18 protein-coding genes, 1 tRNA gene and 1 pseudogene are annotated in these 14,729 nt (G+C 57.9%); 16 read left to right on the top strand and 4 right to left on the bottom strand.

The annotated features are described in order from the left end of the window. Positions 1–558 precede the first annotated feature (558 nt). Entirely contained in the window at positions 559–885 is a 327-nt protein-coding gene (locus ACF8FG_RS15400) for a general stress protein (RefSeq protein ID WP_081343580.1), read from the top strand. A 170-nt stretch (positions 886–1,055) separates the two neighbouring features. Here the strand turns inward: ACF8FG_RS15400 and ACF8FG_RS15395 are convergent, their stop codons facing one another. Further along, on the bottom strand, positions 1,056–1,328 hold the full coding sequence (locus tag ACF8FG_RS15395; RefSeq protein ID WP_014590392.1) for a PepSY domain-containing protein: 273 nt from the start codon (positions 1,326–1,328) through the stop codon (positions 1,056–1,058). Positions 1,329–1,625: 297 nt separating this feature from the next. Between ACF8FG_RS15395 and ACF8FG_RS15390 the strand changes: the two genes are divergently transcribed. Beyond that, entirely contained in the window at positions 1,626–2,027 is a 402-nt protein-coding gene (locus tag ACF8FG_RS15390) for an NUDIX hydrolase (protein WP_318081696.1), read from the top strand. A gap of 5 nt (positions 2,028–2,032) precedes the next feature. Here ACF8FG_RS15390 and ACF8FG_RS15385 read toward each other — a convergent pair whose 3' ends face one another. Further along, complete coding sequence (locus ACF8FG_RS15385) at positions 2,033–3,151, bottom strand: sensor histidine kinase (RefSeq protein ID WP_014590391.1); 1,119 nt, start codon at positions 3,149–3,151, stop codon at positions 2,033–2,035. Positions 3,152–3,298: 147 nt separating this feature from the next. On the opposite strand from ACF8FG_RS15385, the gene ACF8FG_RS15380 reads away from it, so the two are divergent. From ACF8FG_RS15380 to ACF8FG_RS15365, 4 genes are all read left to right on the top strand, one after another. After that, positions 3,299–3,661, top strand: a complete 363-nt coding sequence (locus ACF8FG_RS15380) for a response regulator (protein ID WP_019438231.1) — start codon at positions 3,299–3,301, stop codon at positions 3,659–3,661. 149 nt (positions 3,662–3,810) lie between these two features. Then, positions 3,811–5,013, top strand: a complete 1,203-nt coding sequence (locus tag ACF8FG_RS15375; RefSeq protein WP_076402834.1) for a zinc-dependent alcohol dehydrogenase — start codon at positions 3,811–3,813, stop codon at positions 5,011–5,013. Between the two features lie 13 nt (positions 5,014–5,026). Continuing rightward, entirely contained in the window at positions 5,027–5,260 is a 234-nt protein-coding gene (locus ACF8FG_RS15370) for a PLD nuclease N-terminal domain-containing protein (RefSeq protein WP_010954786.1), read from the top strand. A gap of 32 nt (positions 5,261–5,292) precedes the next feature. After that, entirely contained in the window at positions 5,293–6,618 is a 1,326-nt protein-coding gene (locus tag ACF8FG_RS15365; protein WP_076402833.1) for an SDR family oxidoreductase, read from the top strand. Positions 6,619–6,864: 246 nt separating this feature from the next. Here ACF8FG_RS15365 and ACF8FG_RS15360 read toward each other — a convergent pair. After that, a pseudogene (locus ACF8FG_RS15360) lies at positions 6,865–7,053 on the bottom strand (DUF6555 family protein); the annotation flags it as partial. 311 nt (positions 7,054–7,364) lie between these two features. Between ACF8FG_RS15360 and ACF8FG_RS15355 the strand changes: the two are divergent. Continuing rightward, positions 7,365–7,829, top strand: a complete 465-nt coding sequence (locus ACF8FG_RS15355; RefSeq protein ID WP_014590387.1) for a hemerythrin domain-containing protein — start codon at positions 7,365–7,367, stop codon at positions 7,827–7,829. Between the two features lie 76 nt (positions 7,830–7,905). Beyond that, positions 7,906–8,163, top strand: coding sequence for a hypothetical protein (locus tag ACF8FG_RS15350; protein WP_076402832.1), 258 nt, complete (start codon positions 7,906–7,908; stop codon positions 8,161–8,163). A 599-nt stretch (positions 8,164–8,762) separates the two neighbouring features. Here ACF8FG_RS15350 and ACF8FG_RS15345 read toward each other — a convergent pair. Then, positions 8,763–8,850: transfer RNA gene (locus ACF8FG_RS15345), tRNA-Ser, on the bottom strand. A 133-nt stretch (positions 8,851–8,983) separates the two neighbouring features. On the opposite strand from ACF8FG_RS15345, the gene ACF8FG_RS15340 reads away from it, so the two are divergent. The 8 genes from ACF8FG_RS15340 to ACF8FG_RS15305 all read left to right on the top strand — a co-directional run bounded on the left by ACF8FG_RS15340 (position 8,984) and on the right by ACF8FG_RS15305 (position 14,727). Continuing rightward, positions 8,984–9,655, top strand: coding sequence for a Bax inhibitor-1/YccA family protein (locus tag ACF8FG_RS15340; RefSeq protein WP_014590385.1), 672 nt, complete (start codon positions 8,984–8,986; stop codon positions 9,653–9,655). A 163-nt stretch (positions 9,656–9,818) separates the two neighbouring features. Continuing rightward, positions 9,819–11,198, top strand: coding sequence for a uracil-xanthine permease family protein (locus ACF8FG_RS15335; RefSeq protein WP_318079923.1), 1,380 nt, complete (start codon positions 9,819–9,821; stop codon positions 11,196–11,198). 95 nt (positions 11,199–11,293) lie between these two features. Then, positions 11,294–11,686 carry a sulfurtransferase complex subunit TusD gene (gene tusD / locus ACF8FG_RS15330; RefSeq protein ID WP_076402780.1) on the top strand — a complete coding sequence of 131 codons (393 nt, stop codon included), beginning with the start codon at positions 11,294–11,296 and terminating at the stop codon, positions 11,684–11,686. A 1-nt stretch (position 11,687) separates the two neighbouring features. Then, positions 11,688–12,047 carry a sulfurtransferase complex subunit TusC gene (gene tusC, locus ACF8FG_RS15325; RefSeq protein WP_014590382.1) on the top strand — a complete coding sequence of 120 codons (360 nt, stop codon included), beginning with the start codon at positions 11,688–11,690 and terminating at the stop codon, positions 12,045–12,047. Beyond that, positions 12,047–12,343, top strand: a complete 297-nt coding sequence (gene tusB / locus ACF8FG_RS15320; RefSeq protein WP_014590381.1) for a sulfurtransferase complex subunit TusB — start codon at positions 12,047–12,049, stop codon at positions 12,341–12,343. The genes tusC and tusB overlap by 1 nt, the downstream gene beginning before the upstream one ends. Further along, complete coding sequence (locus ACF8FG_RS15315) at positions 12,340–12,675, top strand: TusE/DsrC/DsvC family sulfur relay protein (RefSeq protein WP_010954804.1); 336 nt, start codon at positions 12,340–12,342, stop codon at positions 12,673–12,675. Before tusB ends, ACF8FG_RS15315 begins: the two co-directional genes overlap by 4 nt. Then, entirely contained in the window at positions 12,672–13,673 is a 1,002-nt protein-coding gene (locus tag ACF8FG_RS15310; protein ID WP_135198425.1) for a glycosyl transferase family protein, read from the top strand. The genes ACF8FG_RS15315 and ACF8FG_RS15310 overlap by 4 nt, the downstream gene beginning before the upstream one ends. 94 nt (positions 13,674–13,767) lie before the next feature. Then, positions 13,768–14,727, top strand: a complete 960-nt coding sequence (locus tag ACF8FG_RS15305; RefSeq protein WP_014590378.1) for a glutathione S-transferase family protein — start codon at positions 13,768–13,770, stop codon at positions 14,725–14,727. Positions 14,728–14,729: the final 2 nt, after the last annotated feature.

Here is a 14,729-nt window from a genome sequence, read left to right as displayed (position 1 = left end):
ATCCCGCAACTTGGATTCCCGGCCACCCTTGTCAGTAGTTGCCATCATCCAGCAGCGGGCTGGGCAAGCTAGCCTCATGTCAAAGTGAACGTTCAGCACACCGCGCCACTCCATCTACCGCAACGTGTTTCACGAACAGCACGGCAACGTAAGGATACTAATCAACATCCATGGAGAGGAAAGCTGTGAGCGTCACACTGAGATGTCTAAAATGCGGTGGGCAAGACCTTGTGACACCAATAAAGTTGAACAAAAAGGCCATTCTCACGTGCCGAAGGTGTGGCGCAATTGCAAATTATGGCGATCTGATGCAAGCAGAAGGCAGACGGCTCATCGCCGACATCCGGCAGCGTCTGCCCCTCTTGGAAGTAAGTTAGCCGCGCTCAGATCGCCACACCTACCTATACCATTGCAACGATCTTTATCACACGATACGTTGCGCTTTACGATCTTTCGCGCCCCCGGTCAGCTAGCACGAAAGTAAAGGGAGCATCCCGCACTCTCCCGGCATCCGAAGAAAACACAGGCTCTCTGTGTGAACACACGAGGTGCGAGATCATGGCTAACGATCAAGACAAGGCTGGTCAGCAAGGCGGCACCGCTCAAAACAACCCTGGCAATTTTGCCAATGATCCACAACGGGCGTCTGAAGCCGGCCAGAAAGGTAGTCAAATGTCCGGAGGGAGACCTGAGGGTCAGCAAACTGGGCATGGCCGCGGCAGTAACCTTCAGGAAGATGATCCTCAGCGTGCCGGTGGTGCAACCCAACGGGGTGGCCAAGGAGGCCATTCCACCGGCATTAAATCTGACCGGGAGGAAAGTATGGACGATGAGTCGCAAGCGATTCAGGACGAAGACAGCGGAATGACGGGAGACAACCGCTGAGCAAATAGCCAGGGAGAGGGATAACCCTGGCTTCCCCAATATCTTCGAAGCCACCATTCAAGGAATGACGGAATGACCGGCTAAGGAAACAGTACAGTTTTCCCAATTGATAGGCGAAAAAAAGCCCGCGCACAAAGCGCGGGCCGATCAGAGAGCAACAACCGCCCTGATTAGTTATCCAGCTCGTCCTTGATGATCTTGCCGTCGTGCGGATCGACCTGGAACTCATACTGCTTGCCGTCAGTTTTCATTCCTTCCCCCTCCCAATGACCATCATCGGCCTCGATCTTGGTGATCTGCGTGTAGCCGGCGCCTTTTAAGGTTGCTTCGGCCTGATCCTTGGTTACTTTCCAATCTGCTCCAGGCTGATCCGCCCATGCTGCAGTGCTTGCCATTGCGGCGACCATGGCGAAGCCAGTGAACAGTCGAGTCATCGCTTTCATCGTTAACATCCTTTTTCGTGACAGTTATCGTTCCGACCCTCACGCTGATCTCGCCGTTCAGTTTGAGTGCGGGTCGACACCGAAACTGAGGTCTTTTCATGGAGCTCCGGCAGACCTCGTAACAGCAAGGCAGCGACTGTGGTTTCAGCATGGTTGAAATTCCACCCAAGGTTCCGATGGATGGAAGCGGTTGGAATCATGCTGAGAGGATGGTGAAACGACCCGACAGGCCATTCACCGAGCGGAGTGAACTTCCAGATGTAGGTATGGCCTTCCGTTCATACCGGAGGAACCGTCATGAGCCAATCGAAAGAATTGCACTCCACTGTCATTTGCCTGCAAGCCGACAAAGTCTTGCTGGTGCGCAAAGAAGCTTCCGAGTGGTCACTGCCAGGCGGAAAAATCGATCCTGGAGAGACCCAGCTAGAAGCAGCCCGTCGAGAGCTCTGTGAAGAAACCGGCATGCAACTGACGGATGCTCACTTCCTCGGACACAGCGTACTCCAATCGGAAGAGCACTGGCTCTATCGCATGAACGTGCCAACGTCAGTACAGCCGCACCCCTCACACGAGATCGTGGAGTGTCGCTGGTTCTCAGCTCCCGAACTCGAGCAGGTTACGGTCAAACCTACAAACACCGAATTGCTGAGGCGAGAAGGCTTCCTAGCTGTCAACGGTAGGCGCTTCCAGTCGGACTGAAGGCATCAGGACAGAATGACCTGGAAGGTCGTCCCCCCTTCAACGCCAGACTCGACCTCTATCCTGCCACCATGGCTGGCGACTATTTCCGATGCGATGAATAGCCCCAAACCTAACCCAGCGGCTGAGCCCTTTTCTTCTGCCGCATAGCTTGAATATCTCCCCTCTGGCTTGAACAGATAAGGCATCACATCCCTGGGAATCGGCTCTCCGGAATTGTGCACGCTGAAGCACGGAACTCCGGCTTCGTTGAAGAAGGTGACCTGGATCGGTAGCGTCGAGTCACCATGGCGTAGGGCATTGCCAATCAAGTTAGAGAAGACCTGAGCCATGCGGTCAGGATCAAACTGACCGGTGATCTGTACGGATTCGTTCAAAATAATGTTCGCCCCAGGGGAACCCGCGCGCAGTTCCTCGATGACCGAGCGACAGATCGGGTTCAGCTCCACCTGCTGCAGGTGCACCGGGATACCTGTTCCCAAATTACAGCGCGCCAGATCCAGAAGGTCGTTCACCATATTGTTGGCCCGGCGAGCGCTGTTACAAACCTGAGTGGCGAGCAGTTTTACCTTCTCACCTGACTCATCCTGTCGCAGGATTAGATCACCAGCCATGAGTACCGCACCCAATGGCGAACGCAGATCATGGCCAAGCACAGCCAGTACCATTTTTCGAGTTGATTCCACTGCTGCGCCATAGGCTGCAATGGATTCAACCATGGCTTGGTCTACTGCCTCGTTGAAGCGGATCATGTCTTGAACATGCTCTGCGTCTCGAAGCGTCTCTTTTGCCAGCCAGAGCGATAGAACACTGGAGCGCAACGCTCGGTACTCAGAGACCAATTGATCCATCGAAAATCCCGCTATCAAACGAGTAATGGCATGGGTCTGAGCCGCCGTATCGCTGCTCATTAGAGGGCCTCTACCTTGCGCCTTTTCAGGCTGCTGATGCGCAGTCTGAGCAGTACGCATATCAGCGGCAACGGTGCGCAGAATCTTCTCAGAGTGATTCCTGAGGCCGGCTGAATCCTGAGTGGGTAAGTCCGTCTTGACCGAACGTGCGAAATCCTCCCAAGCCTGGAGAATGCTTCCCATATCACTCTCAATGAAGTCGTACAGGCGCATTACGGTTTCCCACCATCCACACGTACCAAGCGTTCAGCCTAGCCCATTGAGTCATCAGGGCAAAGAAACCACTTCGTCATCCTCTGTCAGCGCTTTGGAACGAGTTGTTATATGCCAGGTCTGTAGAGGTAGGGCGAGAGGCTAACCATGCGACACCAGGTGTTGGTAGTAGAGAACGATGAGGTTCTTCGGTGGCTGATGACCGAGGCCGTCACGCACCTCGGTCACGCCGTCACCGATTGCGCCAATGCGGACGATGCCTTGGCTATCTTGGACAAAATTCCAAACCTTTCCCTAGTCATTACCGATATACAGATGCCCGGGCACATCGATGGTCTCGAATTAGCCAAAGCCATCTGGTGGGGGCATCCTGAGTTGCCAGTGATCATCGTCTCAGGGCATGTCGTCTTCTCGCCCAGCTCCCTACCTGCCAATGCGCGCTTCATTAAAAAGCCCTGCACCTTGGACACGCTCAGCCGTGCCATGCTAGAGCTGCTTCCCACCCGGTAAGGATCAGTACATGTCGCCATCTGGCGCCAACTCGTGACCTAGCGTCAATCAAAACTGCTTACCCCCACCACTGAAGCGTTTGCTCTGAACTTTGCCAGCCCAAAAGACTTCCCCTGCATACCCCACGTTTTTTTTGCAGGAGCAAGACTATGAGAGCAGTCTCCTACCACGGTGCTAACGATGTGCGGGTCGATACTGTCCCAGACCCCATCCTCCAAGACGCAGACGACATCATCCTAAGGGTGACGGCCACCGCCATCTGCGGATCCGACCTCCACCTCTATCGAGGCAAGATCCCGGAAACAGAGCAAGGCGACATCTTCGGCCACGAATTCATGGGCATCGTGGAAGAGGTTGGCAGGGACGTGACGACCCTGCAGGTTGGCGACCGAGTGGTGATTCCTTTTGTCATCGCTTGTGGAAGTTGCTTTTTCTGCCAGCATGATCTCTTCGCTGCCTGTGAAACCACCAATAGCGGGCGCGGATCGATCATCAACAAAAAGGGCATACCACCAGGCGCAGCGCTGTTCGGATACAGCCATCTGTATGGAGGGATCCCTGGAGGCCAAGCTGATTACGTTAGGGTGCCCAAAGGCAATGTCGGGCCATTCAAAGTCCCGACGACCCTCGCGGATGACAAAGTGCTGTTCCTATCCGACATCCTTCCCACCGCTTGGCAAGCGGTCATCAATGCCGAGATTGGCGAAGGCTCATCGGTAGCGATCTATGGCGCGGGGCCAGTGGGGCTGTTGAGTGCGGCCTGCGCACGGATGCTGGGCGCTCACATCGTCTTTATGGTGGATGACAACGACTACCGGCTAGCCTATGCCCAGCAAGCCTATGGCGTCATCCCGATCAACTTCGAAAAGGATGATGATCCTGCCGACAGCATCATTCGCCAGACACCGGGTACGCGTGGCGTGGACGCGGTCATCGATGCCGTCGGGTTTGAAGCCAAAGGCAGCACCACGGAAACCGTGATGACGGCCTTGAAACTGGAAGGTAGCAGCGGCAAGGCCCTGCGCCAGAGCATCGCGGCTGTGCGACGTGGCGGCATAGTCAGCGTGCCCGGCGTCTATGCGGGGTTCATTCACGGCTTCATGTTCGGTGATGCCTTCGACAAAGGCCTGACCTTCAAAATGGGTCAGACCCATGTTCAAAAATACCTTCCCGAACTGCTGGAGCACATTGAAGCAGGACGCCTGCAACCGGAATTGATCGTTACTCACCGCTTAGCCCTAGAAGAGGCGGCCATGGGCTACAAAATGTTCGATCAAAAGCAGGATAACTGTCGCAAGGTCATCCTCGTGCCAGGTGCTGCACCGGGCACCTTGGGCCCTGACCACCTCTAGAGGAGGAGTGATCATGAACGGTCTCGCCAGTTACTTCTGGATTGCCGTTGCGGCAATTCTTCTGCTCATCGACCTGTGGGCCATCGTCAGCGTGTTCCGGAGCGACAAGACAGATGCGGTGAAAGCGGCCTGGGCTCTCCTGATCGTGGCCCTACCGCTTGTTGGCCTGGGGATATGGGGCGTTGCTGGCCCGCGAGGCATCAAGCGAGGCACTGGGCCCACTTCAGACGAGCACAGCAAAGGCTGATATTCCAGGCCCAACCTATAGAGGTTTGCATAATGGTCGATCAAGCGACAGGTATGAAATCAGGTGAGCGCTACCGGGTTGAAAACGTGGAGCGAGCGCATCAGTTTCCAGGCTTCTTTCAAGACGGGAAATATTATCTAGGCCCCGAGCTTCTCACCGCCGTGGGATGGCTCGAAGGTACACGCTTCATATACGACAGCCTGGATGCTGAAGGTGAACCCGTGTTTCCAAACAAAGAGGCAGGTACGGTCGAAGGGCTGACCTTGACCCTGGTCGATGGCACCGCCCTTGAGCTCTCTCTGGTTGAAGCCGACGAAATCATCGCACCCTTCGAACACCGTAGCAGCGGCACAGAGCAAGAAGCTCCCCGTAGTGGATATCCCGTCAGGGGGCCGCTGCGTGGCAAAGTCGTGGTAATCACAGGGGCATCCAGCGGCATAGGCCGCGCCGCCGCACACGCCTTTGCCTGCAAAGGCGCACGCTTGGTGCTCGCAGCCCGCGATGAAGAAGCATTATTTGACGTCCTGGATGAATGCACCGATTGTGGTACGGATGCCATAGCGATCACCACCGACGTCACCCACAGCGACCAGGTTCAAGCGCTGGCCGCCCAGGCCTCAGCGTTTGGCCATGGACGGATCGATATCTGGGTCAACAACGCCGGGGTTGGGGCGGTCGGAAGCTTCGAGGCTACCCCGCTGGAAGCTCACGAACAGGTTATCCAGACCGATCTGATTGGCTACCTGCGAGGCGCCTACGTCGCCCTTCCCTTCTTCAAAGCGCAAGGTAGCGGCATTTTGATCAACACACTGTCGCTGGGCAGCTGGGTAGCCCAGCCCTATGCAGCGGCTTATTCGGCGAGCAAGTTCGGTTTGCGTGGACTGACCGAGGCGCTGCGAGGGGAGCTGACCAAGTTTCCAAACATCCATGTGTGCGACATTTATCCAGCAGTCATGGACACACCCGGCTTCCGAGACGGCGGCAACTACACCGGGCATGCGCTGACACCGCCAAGCCCCATCTACGATCCCGAACGGGTAGCCAAGGCAATGGTAGCCTGTGCAATTTCACCTCGAGCTCACACAACGGTCGGGACTGCTGCTCGCCTCGCACACTTGGCCAGCTACCTAGTACCAGGAATAGCTTTGTTGTCTGGATGGGTAACGCGGTGGGGGATAAATCGCAGTCCCATAGCCGAAACCTCATCAGGCAACCTGTTTGAGCCTCCAAGTGACAGAAGGAGTATCGACGGAGGGTGGAGGCAACCTAAAGCTAAAACGCCCCTGCTAATAGGCGCCGCGGCGCTTGGGATCATCGCAGGGTTAACAATCGCCTGTTCCCGACGCAGGAAAAACTAGAAAGGCAACATCTATCGGGGTATGGACGGAGCTTTTCGCAAGACTACGTCCATGCCTACATCGCTTGGCCCTTTTTCTTCGGCACCTTCAGTTGTCGGCTGCATGGCAACACCTCCAGGCAAGTTGATCGGATGTCGGTCTTCAGGCACCTTCGGGAGCCCCGCAGAATTTGTTGACATCGATAGGCTGCGGAACGAACTCGGGGCCCTCGCCAGCCAGCCGCCACCTCACCTTGGCGACGCCTTAACGCTCAGCCATCGGCCGACTGACCAGCTTGATCTTCTGCTGACTGAATCTTGGGATGATACCAATGCCGGCATCACAGCTGGCGCAGTGCCATGCGACGGCATTACTCATTTTCTCCAGACGAATGATAAATGTCCGAGGCTCACCGTGAAGCTCATACTCAGTGACATACAGGTGCTGTCCCACCACCAGAATTCCCTCCCTAGTTCATGCGCTATTGAGCAAAGGGGCCACAAAAAATTCCATCGGAACGGCAACTGGCAGGGTCTTTCCAGAATGCCGGTCGCCGTTCTTCTTGTGTGCCTATCACCAGCGACGGCTGCGAGGCGAGCGCGCTGCTTTTCATTGGCAGACTCGCGACACAGCTTATCTCCTTAAGGGGCGCAATGGTCGCTACACCGCTCGAAGGTGTCAGCCATCGAGAGAGTTGAACCCTGCCGCTTGGCTGCGACTCAACCACAAGCAAACTTCGTAAACCCAATCCGTGATGAGGTAACGCCATGAACGCTATCGACTTACTGATCCAAGACCACAAGCTGGTGAAGAAGTTGCTCGAGGAACTGTCGGCCACAACAGAACGAGCCGTGAAAAAACGGGCCGAGCTACTGCAAAAAATCGAGCAAGAATTACAGATCCACACAGCGCTTGAGGAGGAAATCCTGTATCCGGCTATTAAAAAAGCCGGCGGCAAGGAAGAGGCGAAAATGTACTACGAGGCCAAGGAAGAGCATCGCACTGTCGACGCCCTCGTCATCCCTGACCTCCTACACACAGAAACCGGCTCCGTTGAGTTTGCCGGTCGGGTCAAAGTCATGAAAGAGCTGCTGGAGCACCACATCGAGGAAGAAGAAGGCGAACTCTTCCCGACGGCCAAAAAGCTTCTTGGCAAGGACGTGCTGGAACAACTTGGGCAAACCATGGAAGCCCAGAAAAAGATGCTCAAGGGCGAGCAGCGGGCCGCCTGATAAGGCCATTCCCTGCCAGTGCCACGGCTGGCAGGGATCCGCCGCAGATGTCGAACAAGCAGTCGGGTAAAGCTTCATGAATCATTGGATCGAGTTACTCGAATGGCCTGCCATGGCCATGACCGTGCTGGCAGCATGGTGCATTGGTTCCCGCCGCCCCGGGAGAAGGAAGTTAGGCTTCTGCTGCTTCATTGCCAGCAATGTGTTGTGGGCTGTGTGGGGCTGGCAATCAGAAGCGTGGGCGTTGATCATCCTCCAAATCTGTCTCTTCGGCATGAATTTACGGGGTTGGCGGAAGAACACTCATCGGCAAACATGTGGGTCAAACAGCTAAGCACGCCGCCTTCGACCATCCCTCAACGCTGTGAGGACGTTTCTTTCGCTTAATTTTCGCGGGATATTAGAGACCGCTATCCCTGCGTGATAGTGCGTGCCCGCCTAGCAGCAGGCATTCTTCTACCCATAAACCGGGCAAGCCTTCTAACCCCACCTTGGTTGGCCAAGCTCCTTCTCGTATCATCAGCCCTCCCCACATGGAATGATTGTCGTGAAGCCGTCACCTGGAAGTGCCCAGTCCATCCCTGCGAATGCCAACGGCCCGAAGTGGGATGTCGGCGAAGCTGTCAGCCACTATCCTGGGACGACTTGCGGATCATCAAAACGCTAAGTGACTGTAGCAACCGCTCCGAGTGGATTGCGGATCAGATGGGGTACACGTTGACAGCGATGATCTTCAAGCACTACGCGAAGTGGATCAGCGAGGACGGCCCGGATGCAGTGGGGTTGTTGAATCAGGCGCTCAGGTTGACCTGAACGCGAAAAAAAGGGGCCGCAAGGGCCCCTTTCTTCTGCCTGTCATTCCCAAAGTGTTCCCAAAACGCTCCCATTTGAGGGTCAAGCGGCGGCGAACATCAATGAAATCAAGCACTTGTATGGCGGAAGCGTAGAGATTCGAACTCTAGGATAGTTGCCCATCGACGGTTTTCAAGACCGTTGCCTTAAACCACTCGGCCACGCTTCCAGCTCGTTTTGCGGCCGCCATAATACCTTAATGAAACACGCTGTCAAACTCTCTGTGTCGCGGGTTGCAGGAGCTCTGATAGACTCCTAGCATCTGAACGTCCGAAACCACAGGTTTACCAAGGAGTGTCGCCATGCGCGAACAGGATTATGCCGTCCACCACGGCCAGCAGGTCGAGCAGCAGGAGATCAGCAAGGTCCTGCGCAACACGTACAGCCTGCTGGCGCTTACTCTTGCCTTCAGCGGTGTCATGGCTTTCGTTGCCCAGCAGATGCGCGTCGGCTACCCGAACGTGTTCGTGGTGCTGATCGGCTTCTACGGGCTGTTCTTCCTTACCAACAAACTGCGTGATTCGGCCTGGGGCCTGGTGTCCACCTTCGCGCTCACCGGTTTCATGGGCTTCATCCTCGGCCCGATCCTCAACCGTTACCTGGGCATGGCCGGTGGCGCCGAGGTAGTGAGTTCCGCGTTTGCCATGACTGCGCTGGTGTTTGGTGGTCTGTCGGCCTACGTGCTGATCACCCGCAAGGACATGAGCTTCCTGAGCGGCTTCATCACTGCTGGCTTCTTCGTTTTGCTGGGTGCTGTCGTTGCCAGCTTCTTCTTCCAGATCAGCGGCCTGCAACTGGCAATCAGCGCTGGCTTCGTGCTGTTCTCGTCGGTCTGCATCCTGTTCCAGACCAGCGCGATCATTCACGGTGGTGAGCGTAACTACATCATGGCGACCATCAGCCTGTATGTGTCGATCTACAACCTGTTTGTCAGCCTGCTGCAGTTGTTTGGCATCATGAGTCGTGATGACTGATTGATTGCTGTACCGCAAGAAGCCCGCTTCGGCGGGCTTTTTTGTGGGCGTTGGAAATGGGTTGAGCTGCAAGATGCTCGTGCCGTCATCCCGTTTTCTCTACCGCTATCCGCCATCACCCCGTAGAATGCGCTCCTTTTTTCTTCCGGGGCGGCTTTCAGCAATGAGCTCACACGAACACAGCCCAGGCGCAGCGGCGCCTGCCAATGAACTGGTGCTTGGTCTGGAGGACAAGCCACGGCTGTTGATCGGCCTGCTGGCAGCCCTGCAGCACCTGCTGGCGATCATCGTACCGATCGTCACTCCTGGCCTGCTGATCTGCCAGGCGTTGGGTGTATCTGCACGTGATACCAATTTGATCGTTTCGATGTCGCTGGTGATCTCGGGTATCGCCACCTTCGTCCAGTGCAAACGCTTCGGCCCATTTGGCGCGGGGCTGCTGATCGTTCAGGGCACCAGCTTCAACTTCGTCGGCCCGCTGATTGCCGGCGGTGCGCTGATGGTCAAGCAAGGCACGCCGGTTGAGGGCGTAATGGCAGCCATTTTTGGCGTAGTAATCGCAGGCTCGTTCGTCGAGATGGGCGTGTCGCGCATCCTGCCCTTCGTCAAACGCCTGATCACCCCGCTGGTGACTGGCATCGTGGTGTTGATGATCGGCCTGACACTGATCAAGGTCGGCCTGATCAGCATGGGCGGTGGTTTTGGGGCCATGGCCAATGGCACCTTTGCCAATGGCGAAAACCTGCTGATGTCGGGCGTGGTACTGGCGATCATCGTCGCTCTCAACCGTATCCCGGTGGTGTGGATGCGCAGCTGCGCCATCGTCATCGCCCTGGTGGTCGGCTACGCGCTGGCCGGATACCTGGGCCGCCTGGACTTTACCGGCATGCACGAGGCCGCGCTGTTCCAGGTGCCGACACCGCTGCACTTTGGCCTGGGCTTCTCGTGGGCACTGTTCATTCCGATGCTGGTGATCTACCTTGTCACTTCGCTGGAAGCCATCGGTGACGTTACCGCCACCAGCAAAGTGTCGCGCCAGCCGGTCGAAGGGCCGGTGTGGATGCAGCGGATCAAGGGGGGCGTGCTGGTCAACGGCGCCAACTCGCTGCTGGCCGGTCTGTTCAACACCTTCCCTAGCTCGATTTTTGCCCAGAATAACGGGGTGATTCAGCTGACCGGTATCGCTAGCCGTCATATCGGTATGTGGATTGCCGTGATGCTGGTGTTGCTGGGGCTGTTCCCGAGTGTTGCCGGGGTGATTCAGGCCGTGCCGGAGCCGGTGCTGGGCGGCGCGGCGATGGTCATGTTTGGCGCGGTTGCGGCTTCAGGGATCAATATTCTGGCCAGTACCCGACTGGACCGTCGGGCGCTGCTGATTATTGCCGTGTCGTTGGCACTGGGGCTGGGTGTGGCGCAGGTGCCGGAGTTCCTGGCGCACATGCCGGCGGCGATTCGCAATGTGCTGGAGTCGGGTGTGGCTACCGGGGGGATTTGTGCGCTGGTGCTGAACTGGTTCTTGCCAGAGGGCAAGGAGCAGGCTTGAACCTGGAGCTTGAATGAAAAGCCCGCGCCCGCTTGCACAAGCGGGCGCGGGCTTTTTTGCTTTATCATGGCACCATTCCTTTGCATGAGTTAGCCATGAAATTCGCTATCGCGGTGTTCTCACCGGCCCATGCGCCCTCTTCGCGACGCGCCCTGCGCTTCGCCGAAGCGGTGCTGGCCGGCGGGCATGAGATTGCCCGACTGTTCTTCTATCAGGACGGGGTACATAGCGCCTCGGCCAACGTCGTCGCGCCCCAGGACGAACTGGACGTGGCTGGCCAGTGGCACACGTTCATACAGACCCACCAGCTGGACGCCGTGGTGTGTATCGCCGCCGCCCTGCGCCGTGGCGTGCTCGACGAAGCCGAGGCCAACCGCTACCAGCGCCCGGCCGTGAACCTGCCCAAGCCCTGGGAACTGTCGGGGCTGGGCCAACTGCACGAGGCCGCGCAAGTGGCCGACCGCCTTGTCTGCTTCGGAGGCGACTGATATGGCCAAGTCTTTGTTGATCATCAGCCGTCAGGCACCGTGGAATGGCCCCTCTGCCCGCGAGGCGCTGGACATCGCCCTGGCCGGCGGCGCGTTCGACCTGCCGTTGGGCATGCTGTTCCTCGACGATGGTGTGTTCCAGCTCGCGCCGGACCAGCAACCCGCCGCCGTGCAACAAAAGAACCTGGCCGCCAACCTGCAGGCGTTGCCGATGTTCGGTGTCGAAGAACTGTTCGCCTGCAACCACAGCCTGGCCCGTCGTGGCCTGGCAGCCCATACCCTGGCGCTGCCGGTGCAAGTGCTCGATGACGCATCGCTGGCCGCGCTGATAGCCCGTTTCGACCAGGTGATAACGCTCTGATGAAGACCCTGCATGTAATTGCCCATTCCCCGTTTGGCGACGAGCGCCTGGCCAGTTGCCTGCGCCTGCTCGGTGCCGAAGATGCCCTGCTGCTGTGCGGCGATGCCGTGTATGCCCTGCGCAGCGGCAGCGAGCCGCATGGCCATCTGCAAGCCGCCGGCCTGGCCCAGCGCCTGTTCGCCCTGGACGAGGATGTACACGCCCGCGCGGTCGGCAACGACCTGGCAAAGGCCGTGGACTACGCCGAGTTCGTCGAACTGTCGCTGCAATACGACAAGGTCAACAGCTGGCTATGAATACGCTCACCGTTGGCGATCAGGTGATCGCCCTGGACAAGGATGGCTTCCTGGTCGACCTGCAAGATTGGTCCCACGACGCCGCCGAGGCTTTGGCCAAGCGCGAGGGTATCCCGTTGACGGCGGACCACTGGGAAATCCTCGAACTGCTCCGTCAGTTCTATCAGGAATACCAGCTGTCTCCGGCCACCCGCCCGCTGATCAAGTACACGGCCCTCAAGCTGGGCCCTGAAAAGGGCAACAGCCCGCACCTTAACCGCCTGTTCAACGGCACCCCCGCCAAACTTGCCGCCAAGCTGGCGGGCCTGCCCAAGCCGACCAACTGCATATGACCGAACCTCGTCCGCTCACTCTGGAAACCCCCGCCGAACACCCGTTCGCCGAATTCGTGCGCATTCTCGGCAAAGGCAAGCGCGGCGCGCGTGGCCTGACCCGCGAGGAGGCCCGTGCAGCCATGACCCTGCTGCTGGAAGGCAAGGTTGAAGACACCCAGCTCGGTGCCTTCCTCATGCTACTGCGGCACAAGGAAGAAAGCGCCGAAGAGCTGGCTGGCTTCACCGAGGCCTTGCGCGCCCACCTGCAGGCGCCGCGCATCGCCGTTGACCTGGACTGGCCCACGTACGCGGGCAAGAAGCGTCACCTGCCCTGGTACCTGCTGGCCGCCAAGTGCCTGGCCAGCAATGGCGTTCGCATCTTGATGCACGGCGGTGGCGCACACACTGCCGGGCGTATGTATACAGAGCAACTGCTCGACCTGCTGCAGATTCCGCTGTGCCGCGACTGGGCCGCCGTCGGCAACGCGCTGGACCAACACCAGCTGGCATTCTTCCCGCTGCACGACTGGGCGCCGCAGCTGCAACGCATGATCGACCTGCGCAATACACTGGGCCTGCGCTCGCCCATCCACTCGCTGGCTCGGGTGCTCAATCCGCTGGGCGCTCGCTGTGGATTGCAGAGCATCTTTCACCCCGGTTACCAGGCAGTGCACCGCGAAGCCAGCCGCTTGCTGGGCGACCATGCCGTGGTGATCAAGGGTGATGGCGGCGAAATCGAGGTCAATCCCGATGTCATCAGCCATCTCTACGGCACCACGGCGGGTGAGGCGTGGGATGAAGAGTGGCCAGCGCTGAGCGAACGCCGCCATGTCAAGCCGCCCAGCCTGCAGGCAGAGCACTTGCTGGCGTTCTGGCGTGGCGAAGTGGAAGACAGTTATGGCGAAAAGGCCCTGATTGCGACCATGGCGCTGGCCCTGCGTGGCTTGGGACAGCACCGCGAGCAGGCCTTCGTAACGGCGCAAGGCTATTGGGACACTCGAAATAGATCGATTTAGCCGATAATAGAACCCCGATCTTTGCGCTATTTCTTCGAACGATTTGCCCTAGACTGGGCTCCAACGACAAACAACTTTGTTTCAGGAGCTCACCATGGGCCTATTGATCGACGGTCGCTGGCACGACCAGTGGTATGAAAACGGCAAGGACGGCACGTTCAAGCGTGAGAATGCCCAGCGCCGCAATCAGCTGCCCGCCCCCGAGGGCGGCCGCTACCATCTGTATGTGTCGCTGGCCTGCCCATGGGCCCACCGCACCCTGATCGTTCGCGCGCTGAAAGGCCTGGAGCCGTTGATCGACGTGTCAGTGGTCAGCTGGCTGATGCAGGACCATGGCTGGACCTTCGATCAGCAGCAAGGCTCCAGCGGGGACCACCTCGACGCCCTGCAATACCTGCACCAGCGCTACACCCAGGATGACCCGCACTACACAGGGCGCGTGACGGTACCTGTACTGTGGGACAAGAAAGAGAAGCGAATCATCAACAATGAGTCGGCAGAAATCATCCGCATATTCAACAGCGCATTCAACGAGCTGACCGGCAATACACTGAACCTTTACCCCGAATCGCTGCGCCCGACCATCGAAGCACTGAACGAGCGCATCTACCCGGCGGTGAACAACGGTGTGTACCGCGCAGGCTTTGCCACCACGCAAGACGCTTACGAGGCTGCCTTTGACGATGTGTTCAACGAACTGGATTACCTGGAAGCCTTGCTAGGCCGCAATCGCTACCTGGCGGGTGAGTACCTGACCGAGGCTGATGTACGCCTGTTCACTACATTGGTGCGCTTCGATGCGGTGTACCACGGGCACTTCAAGTGCAACCTGCGCCGCCTGAGCGACTACCACAACCTGTCCAACTGGCTGCGTGAGCTGTACCAGTGGCCTGGGGTGGCGGGTACGGTGAACATGGAGCATATCCAGAAGCACTATTACATGAGCCACAAGACCATCAACCCGAACGGGATTGTGCCTAAAGGGCCTTTGCAGGACTTTGGTTTGCCGCATGATAGAGAGCGGTTGGTGGGCAAAGGGATTTGGCAGGCTTGAGA

The organism is Pseudomonas sp. YQ_6, from assembly GCF_043103245.1.
GTDB lineage: Bacteria > Pseudomonadota > Gammaproteobacteria > Pseudomonadales > Pseudomonadaceae > Aquipseudomonas > Aquipseudomonas alloputida.
This window is presented reverse-complemented; position numbering and strand designations above follow the sequence as displayed.